23 protein-coding genes are annotated in these 25,039 nt (G+C 45.8%); 5 read left to right on the plus strand and 18 right to left on the minus strand.

Annotated elements, in window-relative coordinates; genetic code table 11:
* Window positions 1–2: 2 nt before the first annotated feature.
* The 16 genes from GTU69_RS13905 to cysM all read right to left on the minus strand — a co-directional run bounded on the left by GTU69_RS13905 (window position 3) and on the right by cysM (window position 16,518).
* A complete protein-coding gene (locus GTU69_RS13905) occupies window positions 3–2,327 on the minus strand; it encodes a hypothetical protein (RefSeq protein WP_166171357.1) in 2,325 nt (774 codons plus the stop codon).
* On the minus strand, window positions 2,302–2,949 hold the full coding sequence (locus GTU69_RS13910) for an outer membrane lipoprotein carrier protein LolA (protein WP_166171359.1): 648 nt from the start codon (window positions 2,947–2,949) through the stop codon (window positions 2,302–2,304). The genes GTU69_RS13905 and GTU69_RS13910 overlap by 26 nt, the downstream gene beginning before the upstream one ends.
* A 6-nt stretch (window positions 2,950–2,955) precedes the next feature.
* Window positions 2,956–3,375 (minus strand): thioesterase family protein, encoded by a 420-nt coding sequence (locus GTU69_RS13915; protein WP_166171436.1) that lies wholly within the window; start codon window positions 3,373–3,375, stop codon window positions 2,956–2,958.
* 19 nt (window positions 3,376–3,394) lie between these two features.
* Window positions 3,395–4,927, minus strand: coding sequence for an aromatic amino acid ammonia-lyase (locus GTU69_RS13920; protein WP_166171361.1), 1,533 nt, complete (start codon window positions 4,925–4,927; stop codon window positions 3,395–3,397).
* Window positions 4,927–5,805 carry an acyltransferase gene (locus tag GTU69_RS13925; protein WP_166171438.1) on the minus strand — a complete coding sequence of 293 codons (879 nt, stop codon included), beginning with the start codon at window positions 5,803–5,805 and terminating at the stop codon, window positions 4,927–4,929. Before GTU69_RS13925 ends, GTU69_RS13920 begins: the two co-directional genes overlap by 1 nt.
* A gap of 55 nt (window positions 5,806–5,860) precedes the next feature.
* Window positions 5,861–6,595 carry a glycosyltransferase family 2 protein gene (locus GTU69_RS13930; RefSeq protein WP_166171363.1) on the minus strand — a complete coding sequence of 245 codons (735 nt, stop codon included), beginning with the start codon at window positions 6,593–6,595 and terminating at the stop codon, window positions 5,861–5,863.
* 12 nt (window positions 6,596–6,607) lie between these two features.
* Window positions 6,608–8,278, minus strand: coding sequence for an AMP-binding protein (locus GTU69_RS13935; RefSeq protein WP_166171365.1), 1,671 nt, complete (start codon window positions 8,276–8,278; stop codon window positions 6,608–6,610).
* A gap of 12 nt (window positions 8,279–8,290) precedes the next feature.
* Window positions 8,291–8,845, minus strand: a complete 555-nt coding sequence (locus GTU69_RS13940) for a septation protein IspZ (RefSeq protein ID WP_166171367.1) — start codon at window positions 8,843–8,845, stop codon at window positions 8,291–8,293.
* Entirely contained in the window at window positions 8,842–9,090 is a 249-nt protein-coding gene (locus tag GTU69_RS13945; RefSeq protein WP_166171369.1) for an acyl carrier protein, read from the minus strand. Before GTU69_RS13945 ends, GTU69_RS13940 begins: the two co-directional genes overlap by 4 nt.
* Window positions 9,091–9,099: 9 nt before the next feature.
* Entirely contained in the window at window positions 9,100–9,360 is a 261-nt protein-coding gene (locus tag GTU69_RS13950) for a phosphopantetheine-binding protein (RefSeq protein ID WP_086195854.1), read from the minus strand.
* Window positions 9,357–10,157 carry a lysophospholipid acyltransferase family protein gene (locus tag GTU69_RS13955; protein ID WP_166171371.1) on the minus strand — a complete coding sequence of 267 codons (801 nt, stop codon included), beginning with the start codon at window positions 10,155–10,157 and terminating at the stop codon, window positions 9,357–9,359. The genes GTU69_RS13950 and GTU69_RS13955 overlap by 4 nt, the downstream gene beginning before the upstream one ends.
* Window positions 10,151–10,789, minus strand: coding sequence for a beta-ketoacyl synthase chain length factor (locus GTU69_RS13960; protein WP_086195856.1), 639 nt, complete (start codon window positions 10,787–10,789; stop codon window positions 10,151–10,153). The genes GTU69_RS13955 and GTU69_RS13960 overlap by 7 nt, the downstream gene beginning before the upstream one ends.
* Before the next feature lie 233 nt (window positions 10,790–11,022).
* Complete coding sequence (locus GTU69_RS13965; RefSeq protein ID WP_166171373.1) at window positions 11,023–13,329, minus strand: bifunctional (p)ppGpp synthetase/guanosine-3',5'-bis(diphosphate) 3'-pyrophosphohydrolase; 2,307 nt, start codon at window positions 13,327–13,329, stop codon at window positions 11,023–11,025.
* Window positions 13,330–13,358: 29 nt separating this feature from the next.
* Entirely contained in the window at window positions 13,359–14,750 is a 1,392-nt protein-coding gene (gene rlmD / locus GTU69_RS13970; protein ID WP_166171375.1) for a 23S rRNA (uracil(1939)-C(5))-methyltransferase RlmD, read from the minus strand.
* Window positions 14,751–14,756: 6 nt separating this feature from the next.
* Window positions 14,757–15,578: a 3'-5' exonuclease gene (locus GTU69_RS13975; protein WP_166171377.1), complete on the minus strand. Its 822-nt coding sequence runs from the start codon at window positions 15,576–15,578 to the stop codon at window positions 14,757–14,759.
* 19 nt (window positions 15,579–15,597) lie between these two features.
* Window positions 15,598–16,518 carry a cysteine synthase CysM gene (gene cysM, locus GTU69_RS13980; protein WP_166171379.1) on the minus strand — a complete coding sequence of 307 codons (921 nt, stop codon included), beginning with the start codon at window positions 16,516–16,518 and terminating at the stop codon, window positions 15,598–15,600.
* Window positions 16,519–16,671: 153 nt separating this feature from the next.
* Between cysM and GTU69_RS13985 the strand changes: the two genes are divergently transcribed.
* From GTU69_RS13985 to rsfS, 5 genes are all read left to right on the plus strand, one after another.
* On the plus strand, window positions 16,672–19,482 hold the full coding sequence (locus tag GTU69_RS13985) for a response regulator (protein WP_166171381.1): 2,811 nt from the start codon (window positions 16,672–16,674) through the stop codon (window positions 19,480–19,482).
* 128 nt (window positions 19,483–19,610) lie between these two features.
* Complete coding sequence (locus GTU69_RS13990; RefSeq protein ID WP_166171383.1) at window positions 19,611–20,399, plus strand: crotonase/enoyl-CoA hydratase family protein; 789 nt, start codon at window positions 19,611–19,613, stop codon at window positions 20,397–20,399.
* A 36-nt stretch (window positions 20,400–20,435) separates the two neighbouring features.
* Window positions 20,436–21,302: an NAD(P)-dependent oxidoreductase gene (locus GTU69_RS13995; RefSeq protein WP_166171385.1), complete on the plus strand. Its 867-nt coding sequence runs from the start codon at window positions 20,436–20,438 to the stop codon at window positions 21,300–21,302.
* A gap of 36 nt (window positions 21,303–21,338) precedes the next feature.
* A complete protein-coding gene (locus GTU69_RS14000) occupies window positions 21,339–22,133 on the plus strand; it encodes a TIM barrel protein (RefSeq protein ID WP_166171387.1) in 795 nt (264 codons plus the stop codon).
* Between the two features lie 77 nt (window positions 22,134–22,210).
* Window positions 22,211–22,612, plus strand: a complete 402-nt coding sequence (gene rsfS, locus GTU69_RS14005; protein ID WP_166171389.1) for a ribosome silencing factor — start codon at window positions 22,211–22,213, stop codon at window positions 22,610–22,612.
* A gap of 106 nt (window positions 22,613–22,718) precedes the next feature.
* Here rsfS and GTU69_RS14010 read toward each other — a convergent pair whose 3' ends face one another.
* Both GTU69_RS14010 and GTU69_RS14015 read right to left on the minus strand, forming a co-directional pair.
* On the minus strand, window positions 22,719–23,327 hold the full coding sequence (locus tag GTU69_RS14010; RefSeq protein ID WP_166171391.1) for a hypothetical protein: 609 nt from the start codon (window positions 23,325–23,327) through the stop codon (window positions 22,719–22,721).
* Between the two features lie 21 nt (window positions 23,328–23,348).
* Window positions 23,349–24,683 carry an ammonium transporter gene (locus GTU69_RS14015; protein ID WP_166171393.1) on the minus strand — a complete coding sequence of 445 codons (1,335 nt, stop codon included), beginning with the start codon at window positions 24,681–24,683 and terminating at the stop codon, window positions 23,349–23,351.
* Window positions 24,684–25,039 lie beyond the last annotated feature (356 nt).

Below are 25,039 nucleotides of genomic sequence, written 5' to 3' on the forward strand. Positions count from 1 at the left end.
TTTCAGCTCTTTGGCTGATACTGTTGAAGCACAACATGTTTGGCATCGGATGATGTAAACAATGTTGCATAGATAAATGAAAAAATAACCCCAAATAAAACCGTCAAACCAAAGCAGTGAATGGCATAAGTCTGGCTAAAGGATAATAACCCGAAACCTAATAAGGTCGACATCATACATAGGAATAAGGCCATGCCAACTACTTGTGGATGATCATGTCCATGGCGGTAAAAAATGGCATAGTCCACCCCAATCCCGATAATCAGGAAAGTGCCCATAATGCTGAACAGATTGATTTCCACTCCGAGCCAGGCCTGAATGGCGAAGGTGGTCATTAAAGCCAGACTGACCGGTAACACTAAAGGCAAAATCGACTTCAGCCCATACAGGATACCTAGACCAATCATCAGGCAGACTAAAGCAGATAACAGCAACCACTGTGCCTGAATACGGTGTTGCTGGAACAGCTCAGACAGCTGGTTCACCGGGCGCAATAACTGTACCTGTGGACTATTCAGCTGTTGCAGGGCAGATACATCATGTACATTTTGCAGCAGCACCAGACGCTCGGTTGGGCTCATTTGTAAAAAGGCCAAAGGATGCTGGCTCATTTCAGCTGGACTGAGTAAAGGCTGCCGGGCCAACTGTTTTTGCCAAGCCAGTACCTCTGCAGGATTCAGCTGCAATGCAGCAGCGTATTCATTTAAGGCGCTGGCTGGAATGGCTTGCAACAATTGAATATTGTGTTGCTGCTGCGCTTTGGAGGGCAGCCATTGACCTAAAGCCTGAACACCCTCCAGCTTGTTTTGCGCCTGTAACAGTTGCAGTTTTTGCAGCAATTGCTGTTCATTCTGTTCTAGCTGCTGCAGCGTATCGCCATGCACCACAAAGTATTCACTGCTTTGCTGCTGCATAAAGCGTTCACGCACATACTGGTCTTCCTGTTTCAGCTTTTGATCCATACTTTGCAGGTTACGGATATCATCATTGCTTTGCAGCAACATCAGGCTGCTGCCGGTGACGACCGTAATCACAGCGATCAAGCCATAACGCAGCCCCTTTCTGGTCTGAATAAAGGTTCGGGCTTGGCCAATAAAACTCAAGCGGCGAATTGCCGGTTCGGCATTTAATGCCGGCAGTCTTGGCAACAATAAAATGCTGGTAATCCATGCCGCAGCCAGCCCCACCATTGAGAAAACAGCAATCTGCCTAAAGCCTGGAAATGGGGTAAAGCTGAGGAAAATATAAGCGACCAAGGTGGTCATCAGCCCCATAAACAGGCTAGGCAACAGCGGTTTAAGTACGGCAAAACCATCAATATGCCGATGCTGTGATTGCATCGCCATAAAGTAAAAGGAAAAGTCGACACAGACTCCGACCAGACTGGCACCAAACACCAGGGTCATCAGGTGAATTTCCCCAAATACTGCATGGGTGATAGCAAAGGCCACCAGACAGCCGGTGCCTACAGCAATCATTTCCGTGAGCATGGGACGAACCGAGCGGAAACCAAACAGTACCAGGAAGAAAATTCCGATGGTCGAACCCACCCCAATGGTGGAAATTTCTTTTTCTGCCGAGGTGGTACCGAACTGGGCAAACAGCAAGGTGCCGGTCCAGTGCGGCTCAACTCGCATCTGTTTCAATTTTAAATTTAACTGCGCAATCCATGCGGCAGTTTTTTCCTGATAATCAATATTGTAAGGGCTATTTTTAAGCTGCAAGACAATAAGACGGGAAATGCCCTGCTCATCGCGAATGGTGGCAAAGCCATCTTCCAGCACAATATCTGGATTCGTCTGTAAACCGGATAAGCCGACAGCATAACGTGGAAATAATAAGAGCGGGTCTTGTTGTAACAGCTCTGCTGTGACCGGCATACCCGGACTCATGATCTGCAACAGGCCCTGTTCGTTCAGCGCGACATAATCCTGTTGCTCCAGCAGCTTTTGATCTGTAGATAACAGCAGACCGGCACGATGCTGATACAACACTTGGGCAAACTTCTCGCTGTCCAGCTGTGCATGTAACGGTTGCCATAAATCCGTTGCCGCCACGCTTTGTTTAAAAGTCGCTGTAGCTTTGTCTAAAGAGGCATCATCTTTAGCATCCAGCACCACAAAGACCTTGTCATTCAGCTGCTGACTGACATATTGCTGTGCCTGTTCCAACCGCGGGTCATGGTGGGCTTCCGGCAATAAGGCAAAGATATTGGTTTGAATATGAATGTCTTTTTTCAGCCATGCGCTACCCAGCGCAATGGCAATCACGCTGAGTACAATCAGCCACAGTGCGGTAAATTTATTTTGCCAGTTGGAAAAGTGCATTTTCCTCAGCCGTTAAGGTTTGGAGTTGGGTGGTTTGCTGGCTAAAGCGAATGCTGGTGCTGTTATTGGCTTTCTCGCGAATCACAATACGGTCCACATAACGCTGCCCTTGTGCATCGACCCGGACAAACAGTTTTTTAAATAAACTGCTTTTCGGGGTTAAGGCCACATTCCACTGTGCCGGACTATAACTGGCCGAAACAATATTGAAGTTTTTGGCCAAAGCCGCTTCATTCCCCGACATCAGCTGCAGGAACATAGTCGCGACCGAACCATAAGGAGATTTATCAATTTCAATCTGGCTATAGGTCCGCTGGGTTTTTTGCACCAGTTTCCGTGGGGTCACAATCAGGTCAGCCTTGACCGGATTCTGGATTTTCCAGATCACGCCCTGCGATTTGGAAAATAACACCGTGCCTTTAGAGACAAAGGTTTTGTTCATGCTCGCCAGTTTTTTTTGCTGTTCAAAATTGGCCCGCACCGTTGGTGTTTCGGAAAGTTGAGCAAAGATCTGTCGGAGCTGCGGATTTTGCGCATGTACTGCTTGTGACAGCAACGTGATCAGCAACAGTAGTCCAGCCAGGAATAATCCTACTGCTCGTGGTAGATTGAAAGATGTCATCTTGCTTTACTCCGGCTTAAATTCAGACCAGGCATTTAAACGCTGCAATAAAACTTGCGGCGACTGGAAACACATTTCCCGACTGGCAATATGGACCGCCACTTGCGTGGTATAGCCTTTGGTGAGCCTTTTTCCACTTTCCACATCAAAAATCTGGTATTCAATTTTCAGGCGGTTTTCCCATTCTTTTAAAATGGCGCGCACCCGAATTTTCTGCTCAAACAGGATGCCATGCGCATAACGCACATGACTTTCAATCACCGGCCAGGCATAGCCGGAATCACGCATCTGCTTATAGTTATACTGAAACTGGTCCAGCAACTTGCAGCGGGCAATTTCAAAATACTTTAAATAATGCCCATGCCAGACCACATCCATGGTATCTACATCATGAAAGGGCACTTCTATAATCACATCGGCATGCATCGTCTGTTTCCCATCACGTTTAGCGAACAAGTCCACTGTTCAATAATTGCAGATTTTCCAGTCGGTCGACCAGTTGCTGCAACTCCTGCTGCAATGGCCGGTCTTCAACCACATAATCAAAAGTCTCTAATACCCAGGCCTTAAATGTGGCGAGGACTTCAGACAATTTTCCATCCAGAGTTTTTAAATGAATGGCCTGTACACTGGCACAGCACAGGGCCGCAATGACCTGTTCGGTCAATACAATCACACGGCTGGCATCGCGTGCGGCAATGGTGCCCATACTGACCTTGTCCTGGTTATGACATTCGGTCGAGCGCGAGAAAATCGAAGCCGAAAGTGTCTGTTTCAAGGCTTCCGCGGTCCATGCCGACACGCCAATCTGCACCGCCTTAAAGCCATGATTCAGCGGTAGGCGCTCATCTGTTGCTCCGGTTAAGTTACGCGGCAAACCATTATTCATTTTATAGTCCACCAGTTGCGCCAATTGACGGTCCATTAAATCAGCAATATTGGCGATCATGATTTTCAGACTGTCCATGGCCTGGGCAATATGGCCACCATAGAAATGCCCGCCGTGCAATACACGCAAGTTCACAGGATCAATCAGCGGATTGTCATTACTGGAATTCAGTTCATTTTCAATAAACTGGCGCAGCCATACTTTAGAATCTTCAAACACGCCAATAATATGCGGTGCACAGCGTAGCGAATAACGGTCCTGCAAGCGTGAACTTTGATGTTCAGTCTGTACTTCACTGTTCAGCCAGTCACGCAGCTGTGCGGCAATATTTTGCTGGCCCGGATGCGGTTTTTGCGCAAAAAGCACTTCATCAAAATGGCTCGGATTACCTTCTAAAGCCAATACATTCAGCGCGGTAATACAGGTACTGGCCAAGCTGATCTGTTCGGCTTTTTTATAGTTCAGGCAGGCAATTGCGGTCATCACCGCCGTACCGTTCATCAGTGCCAACCCCTCTTTGGGACGCATCACCAAAGGTTCTAGGTCTTTTTCTGCATAGACCTGACTGACCGGAACAATCTGTCCCTGATCATACACATCGCGTTCACCGACCAAAGCCCCGGCAATATAGGACAATGGCGTTAAATCGCCACTGGCCCCCACCGAACCTTCAGAGGGAATCACCGGAATCACGTTTTCATTTAACATCCACACCAGACGTTCCAGCAGCGCATGCGAAACCCCGGAATAGCCACGTGCCAGCGAGCACAGGCGTGTCACCACTACTGCACGTGCGGTAATTAAATCCAGATTTTGTCCCAGACCACAGCCATGGAAACGCGATAAATGCAAAGGCAGTTCATTGACCTGATGTGCAGGAATTTCCACCAGACAGGAATCGCCATAACCGGTGGTCACGCCATAAATCACGCCTTCATCCTGCAACAGTTGATCCAGAAAATCAGCACCGCGCTGAATCAAATTGCGCCATTCATTCGAGTCCGGTAAAGCCACGCGTTTTTCCTGACGTGCGACTGCCACCACATCTTCAATTGAAAGTGGATGTTCCCCAATAACTAAAACTTGCATTAATCTTTGTTCCAAAAATTATAAAAATTAAACCATTGATACGGCGCACGAATACAGTGCTGCTCAAGGAGTGATACATATTCACGGATGGTCGTTTGCATGGCTTGCAGACGGTTGTTACGCGGAAAATTCAGTTGTTCAGCAATCGAATGGATATGTACTTCAAAATGAGTACCGACCCGATAACAGAACACGGCCAGCACTGGCACTTTCAGCAAACTGGCCAAAATCCAGGCCCCTTGCGGCCAGTTCGCCTGTTCAGCTAAAAATGAAACGGATTGAACCCGGTCTGACTGCACCGGTACGCGGTCTGCTGCCACAATCACCCATTCACCCTGATCAAGTTTTTCCTGCAAAATCAGGGCAGTTTCAATACCCAGTTCATCCACCGAGATCAAATTGACATCGGCATGATGATTGAGTTTTTTCAGGAACTGGTTAAATTTGGTGGCATGTTTTTGATAGACCAGCACATTAATTTTTTGTGGATATTCCGACTTGATCGCCCGCAGCAACTCGATATTGCCAAAATGCGACACCACAATGACAGCCCCCTTTTGATAGCGGGCACGAAAATGCTCATGACCATGCAACTGTAATTGCTGCTCGGGAATATTGCCCAGCCAGCCTTCAATTTTATCCAGAATACATTCACCAAACTGCATAAAATGCTGATAGCTATGGGTCAGACTCGGCGTATGCGGAAATGGAGAATTTTTACCTGCAAAATGGTGCAATCGGGTCAAATATTGCAGTGAAGCCTGACGTGCTGCGATCGCAAACAGCCAATACCACAAGATAATAAAATACAGCAATATGCGACACAGCCATCGCCCGCCTACGCGATAGAAAGCCAACATCAAAGTCAACGGTAACATACCGCCACGTTCTTTGATGTTATTCCATTGGGTCGGGTTCAGATCAGCCACAGTATCAACCTTGCATTTTTTGTCGCAATAATTGCGGCAAACGAATCAGCATCCCACCCAGCAATTTGGCATGGGTCTGACTCATTCCCCAGTTGTCACGCCAGGCGTTGAAATGGGAAATGCCATCTTCCGGATAAATGACTTTGGTCGGCACATTGATAAAAGATACATTGGCCCATTTCAGACGCACCAGAATCTCGCTATCAAAGCCCATACGTGGCTGAAATTTTGCAGAGTCTAGTACTTGAATCGTCTTGGCTAAAGGATAAACTCGGAAACCGCACATGCTGTCCTTGATCTCCAAGGACAGGCTGTTAATCCAGACCCAGATATGCGTGGCATAACGGCCATAAAGGCGTTTTTTCGGCACTGATGCATCAAAAACCGGCTGACCGATAACCATCGCGTCCGGGTGTTGCTGGGAAATTTGCAGGAATTTTTCCACATCCTGCCAGTCATGCTGACCGTCAGCATCGAGCTGCAAGGCATGACTGAAACCTAAAGCATACGAATGGCGCAATCCGGTGATGACAGCCTGTCCTTTGCCCTGATTATGCGTGTGTTCAACCAGATCCACCCGGGAATGTTTCAGCGCAAGATCATGTAAAAGCTGGGTACATGCGGCATCACTGCCATCATTCACCAGAATGATCGGCATTTGAAACTGATCCAGATGGGCGACCAAAGCTTCAATATAATGAGGATGGTTATATACCGGAATGACAAAACAATGCTGCATAAATCGTCCTTTTTAAGCCGATTCAGTAGGTATATGAAACAGCAATCGACCAGAGGCCAAAGTCTGCTCTGCATGGCAAAGCTCAAAACTGACTTTGTGCAATTTTCTGGTCAATTTCAGTTGCAACACCATATACGGTTGAATCAGGTCCTGAAATTTTAATTGCTCAAAACCGTTACACCATTCCAGCTCTGCCCAGCTCTGACGAGCAAAATGCTGGATAAAACCGATTTGTCCTACTCCCGGGAAAATAGGTTTGCCCGGGAAATGCCCTTTAAAGCATTCCAGTTCAGGTGAAAACTCCAAACGATAGCTGACCTGCTCTGACTCATGCTGCTGTTCCAGTACTATAGGCAACAACATCGGTTGAAATAAGGATTTCATGTAGTGTTTATTCAGCTTGGATTGGGCATTTTGCGGTAATTGTGTCAAAAAACGCCACTGTCTGGGAATGGCAATGCCTTCCAGCTTGGACTTTAACTGGTTTTTTAAGGCTGCCACGCATTGTGCCTTAGTACCTTGCTTTAACTGTAGTCTGGCTGAATCAGACAATACTGCCACACAGGCTAAAATCTGACGATGTTCCCGTTCAAGAATCAGCACATGACACTGTACGATGTCATCCAGCTCGATAATTTTCTGCTCGATGGCATCCAGACTTAAACGTTTTTCTTCCAGTTTGACGATCCGGTCCAAGCGACCCAACAAATGAAATGGACTTTTCAAATTGCCCGGCTCAATAACTTCGACCTTATCGCCAGTGAAAATCCAGTCTTCACTAAAGGCATGATTGGTTCTGACCTGGAGTTCCTGCTGCTCACTGGCCTGAATATCGACATTGGCAAAAGGCATCCACAAGGCATCATCCTGCTGGCGATGGGCAATGCCGCCAGTTTCCGAACTGCCAAACACTTCGGTAATGGGACGATTCAGATAGGGCCGTACGCTGGATTCCAGTTTCCCGCCGGATGAATAAACGGTGATGCAATCTTGCAACAAGACATCACGGGTCCAGCGCTTTAACAGGGCCGGACTGGAAATCACATAATTATCAATCTTGAAAGTGCTTAGTTTTTTCTGGATATCCGCTACATCTTCAGGAAAAGCCAGCTGTGCCTGATAAAAACAGCGACCGCTGGCTAAGGGCCAAAGCAACTTAAACAGTAGGCCATAGATATGCTGATGGCTCACTGTGGCAATCGCAATCGTCTGTTCAGGCAACTGAAAACTGGCATCCAGCCCCTGCACTTCATTCAGCAACTGGCGCAAGCTGCGCGGGATTTTCTTCGGCTGTCCAGTTGAACCCGAAGTATAAAAATAGATTTGCGCCTGATTTAAAAAGGCATCATCCAGATTGAGTTCAATCGGCTGGTTGTGGGAAATAGCTACAGGCTGACGCTGTAAAAAATAAATGTTCTGTTCAGCCAGTTCTTTTTCTAAGTCACTGACCCGGTGCGGAGGTAGTAATACCTGTTTTTTGGCCAGCAGTGCAGCGAACAGCAGTACTAAAAACTGGTAACTGTCAGGTTCCCATAAGGCCCAACTTTCTTGTTCTAGAAACTCAATTGCCTGGCTTTGTTGTATCACATCCTGCCAGAAATCCTGAAAGCGGATTTGGCTTAAATCAGGCTGAATGCACAGTGCTTTCTGTGAATGAAGATGACTTTGAAAATGACACAACATAATATTCTATTTTTATTCCTGAATTTGATTTAAGCGCTGGTGCCGCTTACGCAAGATAAATTCGCCCAGTAATAGTAGCCCCATCAACACATAGGAAATAAAGCCGTTATATAGCACCCAAGTCTGCATGGAAGCAAACAAGACTGTCGCCAAGGCAATCAAGGCATTCAATACAAAAAAACCGCACCACACCATGGTGACTTTACGGGTCCAGATCACACCTGCTTCGGGTAAATCTGGTTCAGCCAATCGGGCAAAACGCTCAATCATGGACGGTGGACGGATTAAGGTCGAGGCAAAAATCATACATGCCCCGACACTCATCAATACCGGATACAGTTTCAGCCAGGCATGATCTTTTAAAATCAGGCTCAAGCTACCACACAAAATGGCAAAGCCGGTTAAAGGCCACAGCAAGGTATTGCCCTTACTGAACAGGCGCAAGAGTCCCAAAACAATCAGCAGGCTGCTGACCCAGACATATTGTCCATGGGCCAAGCTATAGCCCACTAAAAAGGGATAAAGAAGCAAGCCAATTGCCACTATCCCTTTCAAGAGCCATTTCATGCAGCAGACATATTCTGAATTACGGTTACCACATCCTGCACCGTACGGACATTTTTAAAATCTTCAGGATTGACCTGCTTGCCGGTCAGTTCCTTGATTTTGACCACCAGATCAATCGCATCAATACTGTCGACATCCAGATCGGTGGCTAAATTGGCATCCAGCTGAACATCTTCAGGGCTAATTTCAAACAGATCTTCCATCCATTCTCTAAGTTTTTCCAGTACTTGTTCCTGAGTTAGCATGACTACCTCTTATACCTGTTGCTGTGCTTCAACCAAAGCAACCAGACTTTGAATTGATTTAAAATGTTGTTTGGTTTCTGCCGATTCAGCATTCAAATGAATGTTGTAACGCTTTTTCAAAGCCAGGCCAAGTTCCAGGGCATCAATAGAATCCAGACCCAAACCATCGCCAAATAAAGGGGCATCGGTGTCAATATCTTCTATGCTGATGTCCTCAAGGGCTAGAACATCAATAATCATTTGCTTTAACTCATCAGCAAGATTGCTCATTTTTTAGATAACTCTTGGTTAAAAAATTGGTGTAATTGATGATTGAGCTGACGCACATTTTTGGGATTTACGCTGGCATCTTCCAAAAGATCATCGACTTGAATGGCATCCAGTACCTTCACCTGAATATGAAAGGGCTGTGAAGGAATGTGATACCACTTTTCATTCTTGGTTAAGGTTGAAGGGGTACAGTTAATCAGCACCGGACGAATCGGCACATTGGCGCGAATAGCAATATTGGCCGCCCCACGCTGAAACTCATTCAGCAATTCTCCTTTGGCGGTCCGTGTTCCTTCCGGAAAAATCAGCAGCGATGCTGCCTGATCCTGCCGGAGCTTTTCCACGCAGTCATGAATAAATTGCTCAGAACCGGCATTTAAAATATAACCGGCACTCTGTACTGGACCTTTGGTAAAGGGATTCGACCACAGTGCTTGCTTGACCACACAGTTGGCCTGTTCCATCAGCCCGATCAGCACCACCACATCCACCAGTGTCGGATGATTGGCAATCACCAGTTCCTGCTGACTGTGCTGTAATTTTTCCAGACCTTCGATGTCATAGGTCATAATTCCCAGCTTGACCATCATTTCGGTAAAGCCCTTGAAACTATGCTTAATCACCTTTTGTGCACGCTGCTGACGCAAGTCTGGATTGCGGGTCGATAAATTTACCAAAGGGGCAACCAGTCCGCCAATGGCCACACCGCCAATACCAAAACTGGCAAAACTAAACCCGGTTGCGCCCACACGCCACAGGTAGTTGACTTTTTGTTTAAGTTGATATGGTTTTAACATGTTTGCCACGCCTGAGTATGCAGGGGAACTTGATTCTGTGCAGATTGCTGCCAGAAATCATGAAAATTGAGTGCGTCTTTATATTTATGGCAATGATTGCCTAGCGCTTGCATATCCAGTTGCAGGTTAGGTGCGTCAAGACCAACAATTGCCGACATGGCAAAGGCTGTAAAAGGCTCAGCTTCCTGATAAAGTGCCGGTAATGCCTCGTCATAATACACCACCAGAACGCGTGGATTTGGTTGCATTGTGGTTTTTAACCAGGCATAGGCTTCAATCAGCGCTTCACTCCACGAAGCCGCCAGACTGGTCGACGGGGTCGCATCCTGACACAAAATCGAATACAACCCGGCAATCGCATTATGCACCGACGTGGAAAACTGGGTGGGTGATGGCGTCTGATCTTGCAGCACATCGGCCAGAATGTTTAAAGTTTTATGTTCATCGCCATATTGAGAAGCCCAAACAATATAATCTGCCCGTTCAGCATTCAGCGATTGAATGGCACTGCTTAAAGCGAGTTTGGCAATCCCTGACAAACGTCTGCGCTGCATGGCTGGAATTTGTTCTAAGGCGGCAACGGTTTCATCGGCACGACTTATGCACAGTTGTGACACATTGATTTGAAGCATTGCCCTAATTTTCCATACCCAAAAATATTTTAGCTCGAGGCTATTTTAATTGGCGGGATTATAGCATTTGTAATAAAAATTACACAAAACGTATCTTGTATAATATCAATTATTTAAATTTATATTTTTGATTTCATTGTTTATTTTATTTAAAAACCCTTAAAAAATTGATCAAACATAAAAAAACCAGCAACAGGTGTTGCTGGTTTTTATTGCATCAGTGCAATGTTGAATTAATTTCCTTGTACCAAACGGCGCGCACTGATAATGCCCGGCTGTTGTTCCAAACGCGCTAACAGACGTGATAACTGGGCCAAACCTTTAACCTCAATCAACAGTTTCATGTTGGCAATACCATCCGCTTCAGAAATGGTATTTACCTGACGAATATTGATCTGATCCGAGAAAATCACTTGAGTCAGGTCTTTGAGCAGACCGCGACGGTCATAGGCTTCCACCACAATCTGTACACTTTGGCCGCGGGTCGGCTGCATTTCCCAATCCGCTTCGACGGCACGTTCAGGTTCCTGAGAAATCATGCGTACATAATCCGGACAGGCCACCTTGTGAATACTGACCCCACGATTCAGGGTAATATAACCGCCAATCGATTCGCCATGCACCGGCTGACAACATTGGGCAATATGCAGTTCCACATTGTCCAAACCATCAATTAAAATGCCATGTGCAGACAAGGTATGGCTAGCACGCGGATTCAAGGTCGGTTTGAGTACCAGTTCAGGCTCGTCCTGACCGATATGCATATGACGGTTGACCTGATTGATCAAGGAATGCAGGCTAATGTCGCCATTCACCAGACCAATCAGAATATCTTCACCCAACTTGACGTTGAAATGATTGCAATAGTCACTTAAATCAATACTTTTCGGGTGAATCGCCAGACGTGAAAGCTCTTTATTGAGAATTTCACGGCCTACTTCCAGATTTTTACTGCGGTCTTGCTGTCTAAACCAGTGACGTAACTTATCCCGTGCCCGGGCAGTTTTAATGTAGCCCAGTGAATTTACCAACCAGTCCCGGTTCGGCTCGCGATCTTTCTTGGTTAAGATTTCAACCTGCTCACCGGTTTTCAGAGTATAGGTCAGCGGCACATAGCGCTGGTTAACGCGTGCTGCATAACATTTGTTACCCACTTCGGTATGCACGTGATAGGCAAAATCTAAAACAGTCGAACCACGTGGTAACTCTTTGATATCCCCATCACGGCTAAACACATAAATTTTTTCAAAGCCTTCAAAATCTTGAATCTGTTCAAAATTCTCTAGTTCATCTTCTACTTTATGCGCGCTGGCATCATTACGTTCCTGATAATGTTCCAGTACAGCACGTAAAGAATGTAAACGATGATTGAAGGAATGATCGGTATTTTTAGCACCTTCTTTATAGTTGAAGTGCGAACATACCCCAAGCTCGGCTTCTTCATGCATATCCTTGGTGCGGATTTGCACTTCAAGCGACTTGTTCTCGGCAATCACGGCAGTATGCAATGAACGGTAGCCGTTGGCCTTCGGGTTGGTAATGTAATCATCAAACTGATGCGGAATATGGCGCCAGATTTGATGCACAATGCCCAAGGAGTGATAACACTCAGGTACAGTTTTAACCAAAACCCGCACTGCGCGAATATCATACAGCTGGTCAAAGCTTAAGTTTTTGCTTTTCATTTTTCGATAAATCGAATAAATGTGCTTCACCCGACCGCTAATTTCGGCTTCAATCCCATGGCTGGCCAGTTCAGTTTTCAGCTTATCAATCACAAACTGAATGTACTGCTCACGCTCCAGGCGCTTCTCATTCAGCAATGAGGCAATTTCTTTATAGCGCTCCGGGGCCAGATAACGGAAAGCGAGATCTTCCAGCTCCCATTTAAGCTGGGCAATTCCAAGACGGTGTGCCAAAGGCGAGTAAATGGTCAGAATTTCACGCGCAACCCGCTCCTGACGTTCTCGAGAAGCTTGAGTCAGTTCACGCAAGGCATAAGTACGTTCGGCCAGCTTGATCAGCACCACACGAACATCTTCGGTCACGGCAATCAGCATTTTATAAATGCCGCTTAAATGTTCGCGCTGGTTGTTATTAAAATGATCTTCCAGACGCTTGTTCTTTTCAATCAGCTCGGACAGCTTACCCATCGCCAGTGTCCCTTGCACCAGACTATAGACTTGCTCACCAAAATGTTGCTGTACTTCTTCCAGCGTCATCACACCTTCACGAACGCTACGATACAGCATTGCGGCAGACAAGGTCGCTTCATCGACATGCAGATGCGCCAGAATATCGGCCATTTCAATGCCGGTATAAAAGGTATTGGAACGATGGTTGACCGTACTTTGCAGTTCTTTCTGCAAAGTTAAATGCGCTACATCTTCGAGTTGTTTTAGCGCCGTATCATCTAATATGCCACGAACCCGATTTAACCATTCAGCCAAATCTTGTCGAGCTTGTTCGGCATGTTCTACAGTCGCTTCCTCCGACAACTCATTGAGACGTCCAGGAAGCTGCTCACGTACTGTGACCATACCCTACTCCTACTTTTTTACACTTCATATTATAAATCGTTTATTTCGTTGTATTTTTCGAATAAGGCAATAGATTCAACATGTCCCGTATGGGTAAACATATCCATTACCCCAGCCTTTCTTAATCGATAACCATGTTTCACCAGCACACCCGCGTCTCGCGCCAATGTGGCAGGATTACATGATACATAAACGATTCTTTTCGCACCAAATTTGGGCACATAATACATTATTTCCTCCGCCCCTGAGCGTGGAGGATCAATCAATAATGCATCAAATCCCTGATTTGCCCAAGAATGATGCGAAAAATCTTTTGTTAAATCTTGTGAATAAAATTTTACGTGATGCATACCGTTTTTCTTGGCATTTTCTGCACCGCGTCGAACCATTTCTTCACTTCCCTCCACAGCAACCACTTTTCCGGTTTCACCGACACAACGAGCCAAGGGTAAGGAAAAGTTTCCTAAACCACAAAACAGGTCGAGTACGCGTTCACCTTGCTGTAATTGAAGCAAATCACATGCCAGCTTCACCATCTGAGGATTAATGGTGGAGTTAACCTGAGTAAAATCAAGCGGATTAAAGCCAAATTTCACATCAAATTCATCTAAAGCGTAATGCAAACGCATGTCAGCTGTCGGATCATCGACACGATGCAAACTGTCGCTACCCGCAGGCTGCAAATACAGTTGCCACTGTCTGTTTAACGCAAACTGTTTTAATCGGTTGACATCATCGGATGACAATTTTTCAGTATGGCGAACCAGCAGTGCAATATCCTCATCACCCATGGCTAATTCTACATGACCAATCGCTGCTTTGCCCTTTAGACTTTCGAGTAACTCTCTCAAAACTCGAATAGAACCGAACTCACGATCTAACACCATGCAATGCTCAATCGGCGTCAGCTTATTGCTCTGGCGTTCACGAAAACCCACCACCAGCTGCCCTTTAGCCGGAATATAACGCACCCCGATACGTGCTTTACGGCGGTAGTCTTCACGTTGTGAGCGTAAGGGTGTCAACCATTGTTCAGGCTGGATGCCGGCAAAATGTTCCAGATGCGACTTCAAGACTTCCTGTTTGAGCCGAATTTGTTCATCTTCTTGAATATGCTGCATATTACAACCACCGCAGACACCAAAATGCGGGCATTGCGGCTGAACACGCAAATGTGAAGGCTCACTCAGAATCTCCACACAATCGGCTTCTTCTAAACGTTTCACTACATGGGTGATTTGCGCTCTAACCGTCTCCCCCGGCAAGGCATAGGCAATAAAAACTTTTTTACCGCACTTGTCACTCGGATGATCGGGATGCGATCCATAGTGCGCGATTCCCCGTCCTTCATGTGAAAGAGACTCAACCTGAAACGTGTAAATCGGATGCTGAGCTGGACGTGGCTTGGTTCTATGTTTCATGAATACCTAGGGTGTGGGAGAGATAAAATCTGTGGCGGTAAATTCGGTATGTTGTGAAGTTTCACGCCATACCTGAAGAAAATCTGCATGTTGCGGTTGATGCTGTAAATACTGGATAGTGGTTTGAACCCAATAACGGTGATCGTCACTAAGTAACTGCCCCTTGAGCAATAACCAGCGCAAATAGATCAGCCAAGTATTCAGCACATCACCTTCACAGTAGCTGGTCAAGTTTAACCACTGCTGTTCACGGACATATTCCGGAACATGGTAAGCACCATCACCACGCTTGCCCGGAAAACCCAGCAAATGTGCAACATCATCCAGTTTCTGGAAGTGACGACCATTGAACATCGCCATGACATCCATTAAATCGACATGACGCTGATGGTAACGGTTCTGGTAATTATTATAGCGCTTTTGCTGATCAATTTCGCCCTGATCAAACAAACTTGGTGCCGACAGACCATGATACATGGCGCGGAATAAAATCACCGGCAAATCAAACTGTGAACCATTCCAGCTCACCAGGGTCGGATGGCGCTTGTCAAAAATGGACAGGAATTTTTTTAAAATCTCTGCTTCGCCGTATTGCTCACGGCTAAATGAAAACAGTTTCATGACACCATTTTCGTCAATCCACAGTCCAGAAATACAGACAATTTCATGCAGCGGCAAACGCTGGAAATCCATGCCGGATTCCTGCCGGCGCAGTTTCATTAACGCCTGCTCAAGATCCGCTTCGGGCAAATCCAGATGATATAAATGCGCACCTGACTTTAAATCGGTCAGGGTTTCGATATCAAAAATCAAGACAGGTAGGCGCATTTCATCTCACAGTTTTTAATTATTCAGGGTCGACTACAGAGAATAAACCTGTAGATAGGTAGCGGTCACCACGGTCACAAACGATGCAGACAATTACAGCACCCGGATTTTCTTCCGCCAGTTTAATGGAAGCCCACACGGCACCGCCTGATGAGGTTCCGGCACTGATGCCTTCTTTGCGCGCCAGTTGACGTGCAGTTTTTTCCGCTTCAATTTGCGGAATATCGATAATGCGATCAACACGTTTCGGATCAAAAATGGTAGGCAGATATTCTTGTGGCCAGCGACGGATACCGGCAATATTGGAACCTTCCGAAGGTTGCAAACCGACAATCTGAATATCCGGATTCTGTTCTTTTAAGTATTTTGAAATCCCCATAATCGTACCTGTGGTTCCCATGGAACTGACGAAATGGGTAATTTTACCGCCGGTTTGTTGCCAAATTTCCGGACCAGTCGTCCGGTAATGGGCATCCACATTGTCCGGGTTGCCAAATTGGTTCAAGACCAGTCCTTGACCTTCTTTTTGCATTTGCAGTGCCATGTCTCGCGCCTGTTCCATATTCTCAGACTCGATCAGCTCGGCGCCATAAGCACGCATGGCATCTTTGCGTTCCTGACTTGAACCTGCAGGCATAATGAGTTTCATTTTATAGCCACGCATGGCCGCAACCATCGCCAAGGCAATTCCCGTATTTCCACTGGTCGCTTCAATCAATATATCGCCTGGCTTGATTTGACCACGTTTTTCAGCTTGCATAATCATATTATACGCTGGGCGGTCTTTTACCGAACCTGCAGGATTATTTCCTTCAAGTTTAGCCAATACTGTTGCTTGAGTATGACTTGCCAAACGTTGTAAACGCACCAGAGGAGTTTTTCCTACATAGTGGTCCAGTAAAAATTCGTCAGCTTGGAAATCGGGGGTAGTATTACTCATTATTTGCACCTATATCGAGGTGCGCCTATTGTATGAAAAAATGCTTCCTCCTGCACCCATTTAGCAGGCTTTTTATTGAAAGTGATTAAAGCACAGCCAGTTTTAAATAAAGCGTGCTAATATGCAAAGCATAGGGAATCAACTGCTTTAACCATGTCAAATATCAATAAAAAGTTATTTAAGCGTCTACACTTAAATCATGCTTATGGACAACTCATCGCCATGATTTTTGTCCCCATTATGGTTTTGGCATGTGTGGGGGCATTGCTGGTTTTATCCGAAACATCCAATGCCTCACGTGCACAGCAACGTCAGATGGCTATTGCGATTGTGACCCGCTATCAGCTGACCGCCGAAGCTGCATTCGATCTGCTCAATCGCTATCCCTGGCAATATGATCAGGCCCGTAATACCCTGCAAGTGATGCTGGATGAAAAACATCTCATTCGTGCCGCAATTATTGATCCCCAAGGCAGAAACCGTTTAAGTATTGGTTTTCAAGACCAGGAAGCCTGGCCCAAGATTGACGCTAAAGCCGATTTTGTCGGTCCCATCCTGCATAATCACAATCATATCTATGCCTTAAAAATTAATGAACATACCGATAACCCGGCCAGACTGGTGATTGAGCTGGATAACCAGCCCCTGGAAATTGCCCATTACCGGGTCATGATTGTACTGATTGCCACCGGCCTGCTGACTTTATTGCTACTGTTACTGTGCCTGAATTTCTATTCACGGCGCTGGATTGCGCCGATGTACGAAATCCGGATGCAGTTACAACGCCTGAATGCAGACACCCTTGATCAGCACATGGTGATTAACAGTACCGGTGAATTGCGTTTATTGCAGCGCGATATTGCCAATGTGGTGAAACGCCTGCACTTCAGCTTTCTGGAACTGAAAGAACATACCGAACAGACTGAAGATGATTTGCGCCGCACCCTAGACACCCTGGAAGTGCAAAACATTACCTATCGTCAGGCACGCGACCAGGCGATTTCTGCCAACCAGTCCAAGTCGGTGTTTCTGGCCAATATCAGTCATGAACTGCGTACTCCCTTGAACAGTATTGATGGTTTTATTCACTTATTGCTGCGTCAGGGCAATCTGAGCAACGAGCAGAACCTGTATCTGCAAACCATTCGCAAATCATCTGCCCATCTGCTGGCGCTGATTAATGATGTGTTGGATTTCTCCAAGATTGATGCCGGCAAACTGGAACTGGAAACAGCCCCCTTTGATCTGGAAGAAGCGATTTTTGATGTGATGGATATGCTTTCGCCATTGGCAGCGCAAAAGCATATCGATATGGCCTTTTATTATGCCGACAATGTGCCGACACAAGTGATTGGCGATGCCTTACGCTTCAAGCAGATTCTGACCAACCTGATCTCCAATGCCATCAAATTTACCCCGGATGGCGAAATTATTGTCCGTGCCCGCATGGAACATGATGATATCGGGCAATGTTTATTACACTTTAGCGTGCAGGACAGCGGTATTGGCTTAAGTGGTACGGACCGGAAAAAACTGTTTGAATCCTTCTCGCAAGGCGATGCGTCCGTAACCCGTCAGTTTGGTGGTACAGGGCTCGGTCTGGCCATTTCCAAACAGCTGGTGCATTTGATGCAAGGGCAAATCGGCTTTGAAGACAATCAGGAACGCGCACCGACCGAAAAAGGCTCGACCTTCTGGTTTACCGCCATGTTTGTGGTGGATGAAGAGATTGAAATTGTACATCCGCACTTTGAACAAATGCAGGTGGTTTCCTATTTGGCCCATCCTGCAACAGCCAACATTCTGCGCCATTATCTGGAAAATTATGGGGTGCATCATGTCGAAACTGGCTCGATTCTGGACCTATTCAGCCAGCTGAATAAATTCTCGAATAACGATGAAAATACCTGGCTGATTGTCGACCATAGCGGCGATGGCGAAGCCCTGCTGAAAGAAATCCGTCAACGCTACCATGGCAATATTGCCGTGTATGGCTATCAGATGGCGCTCGATCCAAGCATGCTGAATGAATACCGGGCCCGTCCACTATATCAACCTCTCAGCCGTAGTGCCTTGATTCAACTGCTCAGCAATCAGCCTGTTTTTGAACAGGATGTACATGAAGAATTTAATGGACAAGGTCTGCATGTACTGGCTGTGGATGACCATTTACCGAACCTGATTGTTCTGGAAGCACTGCTTGCAGAGCTGAATGTCACTACCACCAAAGCCTTAAGTGGCCAAGAAGCCATTGAAATTCTTCAGCAGCGCATTGAACAGGAATTACCTGCATTTGATGTAGTGTTTATGGATATTCAAATGCCGGTAATGTCCGGGATTGATACCACCCGTGCCATTCGCTCGCTAGAGTCGACCTTGGAAAATCATAAACGCCTGCCGATTATTGCACTGACCGCACATGCCCTGGCCGATGAAAAACAAAAACTGTTACAGGTCGGTATGGATGATTACGTGACCAAACCGATTCAGATGGAACAGATTATTCAGATTCTGACCCACTGGACTTCGGAAAGCTTTAAAAAGGCTAAAAGTATAGAGAAGTCCATTCTGATTGAAGCGCTGGATCCCAACATTCTGGATTGGCAACAAAGCCTGCAACTGGCAGCCAATAAAGAAGATCTGGCCATCGATTTACTGAAAATGCTGATCGACAGTTTCCCGACAGAATTGGATGAAATGCAGCAGTTGATTGAGATGGAAGATTTTCCACAACTGGAACATGTGTTGCACCGTTTATATGGGGCAACCCGTTATGTGGGTGTTCCTCGCCTTCAGGAAGCCACCGGTGGATTCGAACAGTTTGTTTCTGCTTTACGTAAAGAACGCCGCAAGGCGGATGAAGCCTTTATTCAGGAAACTTTGGAACGCTTTGATGAATTACAGTCGGTCATTCAGCAGGTTGAACAGGCCTCCCAACAAATTTTAAACAGACCAGGGATCTGATCAGGAGTTATCTGAATGTTGAAAGTCACGTCTATGTTTAGATGTGACTGTGCTGTCATGTATCGCGGCATGTATCAGAGAAATACCCATGTTATGCTCAAAACAATAGAAAAATACAGGTCTCTACAATGGCGTTACTTCGCATAGAAAAAAATAATGGCATCGCAACCGTTTCCTTAAACCGTCCAGAAAAGCGTAATGCCATGAGCTTTGCTTTATTACGCGAACTGGTCAATGCTGCCAAACAAATTAAAAAAGACCGCTCCATCCGCTGTGTCATTTTAACTGGCGAAGCACATGTCTTTAGTGCCGGCATTGATCTGGCCGATTTAAACGCGCCGAAAAATACCGCTTACGCCGCTTGGGAACTGCTAAAACCGGGACAAAGCCTGTTTCAGAAAGCATTTCTGATCTGGCAGGAACTGCCTGTTCCCGTTATTGCTGCGATTGAAGGCTATTGTCTGGGTGCCGGTATGCAACTGGCTTTGGCTGCGGATATTCGTATTGCCCATCCGGACACCAAAATGTCGATTATGGAAAGTCGCTGGGGATTGGTGCCGGACATGGGACTCACCCGTTCCCTTAAAGGCATTATCGGTCTTGATCTGGCCAAAGAACTGACCTTGACCGGGCGTATTTTTGATGCCAATTATGCCAAACAGATTGGTTTGGTGACACATCTGGATGAATCCCCAATGAGCAAAGCACAAGCGATTGCAGAAGAAATGTTGCAACGCTCTCCAGATGCATTGGCGGCCGCTAAACGGGTTCTTGATGCCATGGAACACGAACCGAAAAAATCATTACGCCTGGAGAAAATCTGGCAACTGAAATTACTGTTGGGTAAAAACAGTAAATTGGCGCGTAAAAAAGACAAAAACCCGGAAGTTCAGTTTTTACCACGGCAATATAAGTAAAATAGCGCAATAACAGGATCGTTTAGAGAAAAACACATGAGTTTTGATCGTAATACAAAAATCGCATTCTTAGGCATGGGGCTGATGGGCAGCCGCATGGCGACCCGGCTGATTCAAGCCGGTTTTGAAGTGGCTGTATGGAACAGAACAGCATCCGCCTGTGACGTGCTGATTGATATGGGTGCTACTGGCCTAGACTTGCAAGAGATTGGGCAATATCCGGTGATTCTGACCTGTCTGGCCGATGATGCTGCCGTACAGGCAGTGTTTGATCAAATCCAGAATCAACTCACTGCTGGTCAAGTGATTGTGGATTTTTCCAGTTTATCTGTGGATAAAACCAAAGCGCTGGCACAGCAGGCACAAACCCGTCAAGTGCAATGGATTGACTCGCCTGTTTCGGGTGGCACGGTAGGTGCCGAACAGGGCACCTTAGTGATTTTCGCCGGTGGCGATATCAACACCATTCAAAATTTATCGCTGATTTATAATGTGCTTTCACAACGCGTGACGCGTATGGGCGAAACAGGTACCGGACAAGCGACCAAAATTTGCAACCAACTTATTGTGGCCGCCAACAGCACCTTGATTGCCGAAGCAGTGGCCTTAGCTGGACAAGCCGGTGTAGATACCACCTTGCTTGCTCCTGCTCTTGCCGGTGGTTTTGCTGACTCGAAACCTTTCCAGATTTTAGCTCCGCGTATGGCAACGCATACTTTTGAGCCGGTGCAATGGAAAGTGCAAACCCTGTCCAAAGACTTAAATAATGCCGTGCAGCTGGCCAAGCAGTTCAATTTAGATATTCCTGTGGCAAAACAGGCGCTTTCGCAATTGAAAACCCATCAAGATAAAGGCTATGCTGAAACAGATCTGGCGACTGTCATTCAACTGGTTGAATCTTGAGCAGACCATTTTCTTTAACGAGCAAGGAGTAAAGGCATGATTAAGCTGGCGGTCAATTTATCCATGATTTTTACTGAAGTGCCTCTGATTGAGCGCTTTGCTCTGGCGCAGGCTCATGGTTTTCAGCATGTAGAAATCCAGTTTCCCTATGAACTCAGCATCGAACAGATTCAGACCCAACTCACTCTGCACGACCTGAGCTTATGCCTGATTAATGTCCCTGCAGGCGACCTGATGCAAGGCGGTAATGGTCTGGCTGGCGTACCGGGTCAAGAAATTGCATTCCATCGTGCCCTGGAAAAGGCAATTCAATACGCCACAGCACTGAATGTATCCAGTGTGAATATTTTGGCCGGTAAGCAACCGCTTGATTCCGATTTGTTGCCTTGCCTCAATACGCTGGCAAAAAATTTAAAACTGGCGTGTTCCATGTTTGCTGTACACAACATTCAGCCGGTGTTTGAAATGATTAATGGCACCGACATGCCCCGCTTTCTGGTACAAAATATTGCCCAAGCCCAAGAAATGCTGGAAGCAGTACGACACCCGGCGCTAAAAATGCAATATGACTGCTATCATATGGAGATGATGGGTGAAGATGTACTACAGGGCTTAAAGGAAAATATTCAGGATATTGGACACATCCAGTTTGCAGACTGTCCGGGACGTCATCAGCCTGATACTGCACAAATTCCCTATGCAGAAATTTTTCAGTGGTTAAACCAAAGTACCTATACAGGTTTCACTGCAGCAGAATACAAGCCACAAGCGCATTCCAGCCATTCTTTTGCCTGGAAAGATAAATATTTTGCAAAACATCCACAAAGTTAAATTATGAACAGATTTGAAATTCAGCCCCAAAACCGCTATATTACACAGTGAGATATTGTCCGGAAATTAAACCTTTTATGAATTTAGAACCATCGCCCAGCGCTTCTAATTCTCTCGAACACGCAATGAATGCTCATGCTAACGATGTACAAGCTTGCTTAAAAGTTGTACATGAAGCCCTATTAGATGTAAAAGCAAAAGATATTCTAGAACTTGATGTCAGCTCAATCAGCAATGTGGCAGATGCCATGGTCATTGCCAGCGGCACATCAACCCGTCATATTAAAGCCCTTGCAGACAATGTTGCTGAAGAAGCACGTAAAGCGGGTTTCCGCCCTCTCGGCGTTGAAGGTGAACGTGATGCCGAATGGATCCTGATCGATCTTGGGTTTGTTGTAGTTCATGTCATGCTTCCAACAGCACGTAAATTTTACGATCTGGAAAGCTTATGGCGCGCAACTCCAGAATCAGTAGCCTAAATAAACTAAAAAAGCGACCTTCAGGTCGCTTTTTTAGTGCTGCTGTTTTTAGGATGCCCAGCCTAAACTTAAGACTGAACATGCATTCAATCAAGATTGCTGCCAACTATAATAAATGATGTAAATCCACGGACGGATATTTGTTCTTGATATCCATTTTCACCCGCGCATAGACCTGATCGGCTTTACTTGGGCCATAAAATTCGCAATAGCATTCATATGATGCAGTAATCACCTGAGCATAACTGGTGAGCGGTAAACATTCTGCAAAAGCAGCGTCATTCAGATTTGCAGATTTCTCAATCGCAATGCCCAAGGCTTGGACATGATTTTTAACTTCCGCATTAAAATCATTCAGATCAGCTCTAGCTACTGTCTGTAGCACGCCATTAATCAAATCAAAAAAAGCATCGGCAAAATCGGCTGAAATCAGCACCTCCATTTGCACTTTCGGCTGGGTATCCAGTAGTACCTGTTTTTCAACCGCCGACATCTCACATAACACCTGTTTCAACATTTCTTTGCGATGAATACGCAATTCATCGGTATTGCAAATGTCATTCATAAAACGATTGAGTACAAATGAAGGTTTGTCGCCATACTCCTGTTCCCAGTAACTCAATACCCGTTCCAGTACAGTTCCTTGCAAATAATGACTTAAACCGCGTTCAATCGCCTGTTTCTTTTGCATCACAGTGAGTAATTCATTTGGCATAGCGAAACTCCCCTTCTTGGTTTAGTGGCGTTTGGTAATATCATCTGTTTCAAAAGTCACATCACGCTGAAATTCAGGATAGGACAGCTCGGCATGTTCGGTATAATCCAAACCGCGTTGTTCATGTTGCGTGCTGACACGCAAGCCACCCAATATTTTCTCCAGCAGCTTAAAAGTAATCAGCGCGATTCCGAATCCCCAAGCAAATGCTGCCAGCACACCTAAAACCTGAATAGACACAATTTGTGAGTTAAACATATCGGCTTCAAAAAACAGGCCTGCAGCCACGGTTCCCCACGCCCCACAAAAACCATGAACAGTAACGGCATCCACCACATCATCCAGTTTTAATTTTTCCATGACGCTTGGCATGACGCTGACAATGAGCCCGGCAATGAGTCCAGTAATCACGGCAAATAAAGGTGACATGGTGGCACAACCCGCCGTAATCCCCACTAAACCGCCCAATGAAGCATTAATTGTGGTCTGCATTAGAATTGCCTTACCACGAATTAAGGCATACAGCATATAAGCCACTGCAGCAGCACAGGCCGCCAGATGGGTATTTAAAGCAATACGACCGATACTGACACTGGCATTCACGGTGGATGCAGCATTAAAACCAAACCATGCCAGCCAGAGAATAAAACCACCCAAAGCCACCAAAGGCAGGTTATGCCCTGCCAGATGGTGAGTTTGTCCATTACGCCCGAAACGTCCCAAGCGCGGACCTAGTACAATAATACCGGCCAATGCCACCCAGCCACCGATTGAATGCACTACAGTTGAACCGGCAAAGTCGATAAAACCCATTGCTTTTAACCAGCCTGAGCCCTCAAAAATACTGCCCCACGCCCAACTGCCAAAGACAGGATAAATAAGGCCACTGACCACAGCCGCCCCTACAATATAAGCAACAAAGTGAATACGCTCTGCCATGGCACCACTGGCAATTGTAGTTGCAGTAGCGGCAAACATCATTTGAAAGAACAACAGATTCCAATGCCAGTCATCCAAGTCATTGGGCGCAAAATGACTGGTGCCCATCCAACCTGAAGCGTTGACCCCAAACATTAAACCAAAACCGACTAACCAGAAGACCAATCCCCCCAGACAAGCATCCATATAATTTTTCATGAGTACATTGACGGTATTTTTACTACGTACAGAACCACTTTCCACCAGTGCAAAACCGGCCTGCATAAAGAATACCAATATACCGCCCATCACCACCCAGACACTGTCGAGCGATAAGCGTATTTCCTGAATATTCGCTGCGTTTGTCGCAGCTTCACTTGCAAATGCAGGTAGTGAACATACACATAACAGCAATGCAAGATACTTTATTATTTTCATGAACAGTCCCCCTAAAACTGAATCACAAAAATGCAAAAGAAATGCCAGATTATCGAAATTTATCTTTTTATTTAAAAAGACAGGCAAATGCCAGTTTTAACACAACTTAATTTCTAAAAATATCCCTCATCGGCAATACCTATTTAGAAATAAACAGTTAATTGCCATTTTATAAAGCATTTTTGCAATATCGCTTGATCAGGCAGCACCAAATAAAACAAGAAACCATAGCCTGATAAAAGTGTGCTCTGCACTATTCTTCAATTTAATTGTTGAAAAGTCATATATTCTAGAATTAAAAAACCACCCGAAGGTGGTTTTAATCTCCCTAAATCCCTCTTTATGAAAGAGGGACT

The sequence above is a fragment of the Acinetobacter sp. SA01 genome (genome assembly GCF_011319235.1).
Lineage (GTDB): Bacteria > Pseudomonadota > Gammaproteobacteria > Pseudomonadales > Moraxellaceae > Acinetobacter.

Bases quoted from the DNA above. Each gene is read 5' to 3' on its own strand.
- GTU69_RS13915 (WP_166171436.1), bottom strand. From the start codon at position 3,375: ATGCATGCCGATGTGATTATAGAAGTGCCCTTTCATGATGTAGATACC.
- cysM (WP_166171379.1), bottom strand. From the start codon at position 16,518: ATGAGTAATACTACCCCCGATTTCCAAGCTGACGAATTTTTACTGGAC.
- GTU69_RS14015 (WP_166171393.1), bottom strand. From the start codon at position 24,683: ATGAAAATAATAAAGTATCTTGCATTGCTGTTATGTGTATGTTCACTA.
- GTU69_RS13935 (WP_166171365.1), bottom strand. From the start codon at position 8,278: ATGTTGTGTCATTTTCAAAGTCATCTTCATTCACAGAAAGCACTGTGC.
- GTU69_RS13930 (WP_166171363.1), bottom strand. From the start codon at position 6,595: ATGCAGCATTGTTTTGTCATTCCGGTATATAACCATCCTCATTATATT.
- rsfS (WP_166171389.1), top strand. From the start codon at position 22,211: ATGAATTTAGAACCATCGCCCAGCGCTTCTAATTCTCTCGAACACGCA.
- GTU69_RS13975 (WP_166171377.1), bottom strand. From the start codon at position 15,578: ATGCGCCTACCTGTCTTGATTTTTGATATCGAAACCCTGACCGATTTA.
- GTU69_RS13910 (WP_166171359.1), bottom strand. From the start codon at position 2,949: ATGACATCTTTCAATCTACCACGAGCAGTAGGATTATTCCTGGCTGGA.
- GTU69_RS13925 (WP_166171438.1), bottom strand. From the start codon at position 5,805: ATGTTACCGTTGACTTTGATGTTGGCTTTCTATCGCGTAGGCGGGCGA.
- GTU69_RS13960 (WP_086195856.1), bottom strand. From the start codon at position 10,789: ATGCTTCAAATCAATGTGTCACAACTGTGCATAAGTCGTGCCGATGAA.
- GTU69_RS13955 (WP_166171371.1), bottom strand. From the start codon at position 10,157: ATGTTAAAACCATATCAACTTAAACAAAAAGTCAACTACCTGTGGCGT.
- GTU69_RS13990 (WP_166171383.1), top strand. From the start codon at position 19,611: ATGGCGTTACTTCGCATAGAAAAAAATAATGGCATCGCAACCGTTTCC.
- GTU69_RS13905 (WP_166171357.1), bottom strand. From the start codon at position 2,327: ATGCACTTTTCCAACTGGCAAAATAAATTTACCGCACTGTGGCTGATT.
- GTU69_RS13985 (WP_166171381.1), top strand. From the start codon at position 16,672: ATGTCAAATATCAATAAAAAGTTATTTAAGCGTCTACACTTAAATCAT.
- GTU69_RS13965 (WP_166171373.1), bottom strand. From the start codon at position 13,329: ATGGTCACAGTACGTGAGCAGCTTCCTGGACGTCTCAATGAGTTGTCG.
- rlmD (WP_166171375.1), bottom strand. From the start codon at position 14,750: ATGAAACATAGAACCAAGCCACGTCCAGCTCAGCATCCGATTTACACG.
- GTU69_RS14010 (WP_166171391.1), bottom strand. From the start codon at position 23,327: ATGCCAAATGAATTACTCACTGTGATGCAAAAGAAACAGGCGATTGAA.
- GTU69_RS13920 (WP_166171361.1), bottom strand. From the start codon at position 4,927: ATGCAAGTTTTAGTTATTGGGGAACATCCACTTTCAATTGAAGATGTG.
- GTU69_RS14000 (WP_166171387.1), top strand. From the start codon at position 21,339: ATGATTAAGCTGGCGGTCAATTTATCCATGATTTTTACTGAAGTGCCT.
- GTU69_RS13945 (WP_166171369.1), bottom strand. From the start codon at position 9,090: ATGCTAACTCAGGAACAAGTACTGGAAAAACTTAGAGAATGGATGGAA.
- GTU69_RS13940 (WP_166171367.1), bottom strand. From the start codon at position 8,845: ATGAAATGGCTCTTGAAAGGGATAGTGGCAATTGGCTTGCTTCTTTAT.
- GTU69_RS13950 (WP_086195854.1), bottom strand. From the start codon at position 9,360: ATGAGCAATCTTGCTGATGAGTTAAAGCAAATGATTATTGATGTTCTA.
- GTU69_RS13995 (WP_166171385.1), top strand. From the start codon at position 20,436: ATGAGTTTTGATCGTAATACAAAAATCGCATTCTTAGGCATGGGGCTG.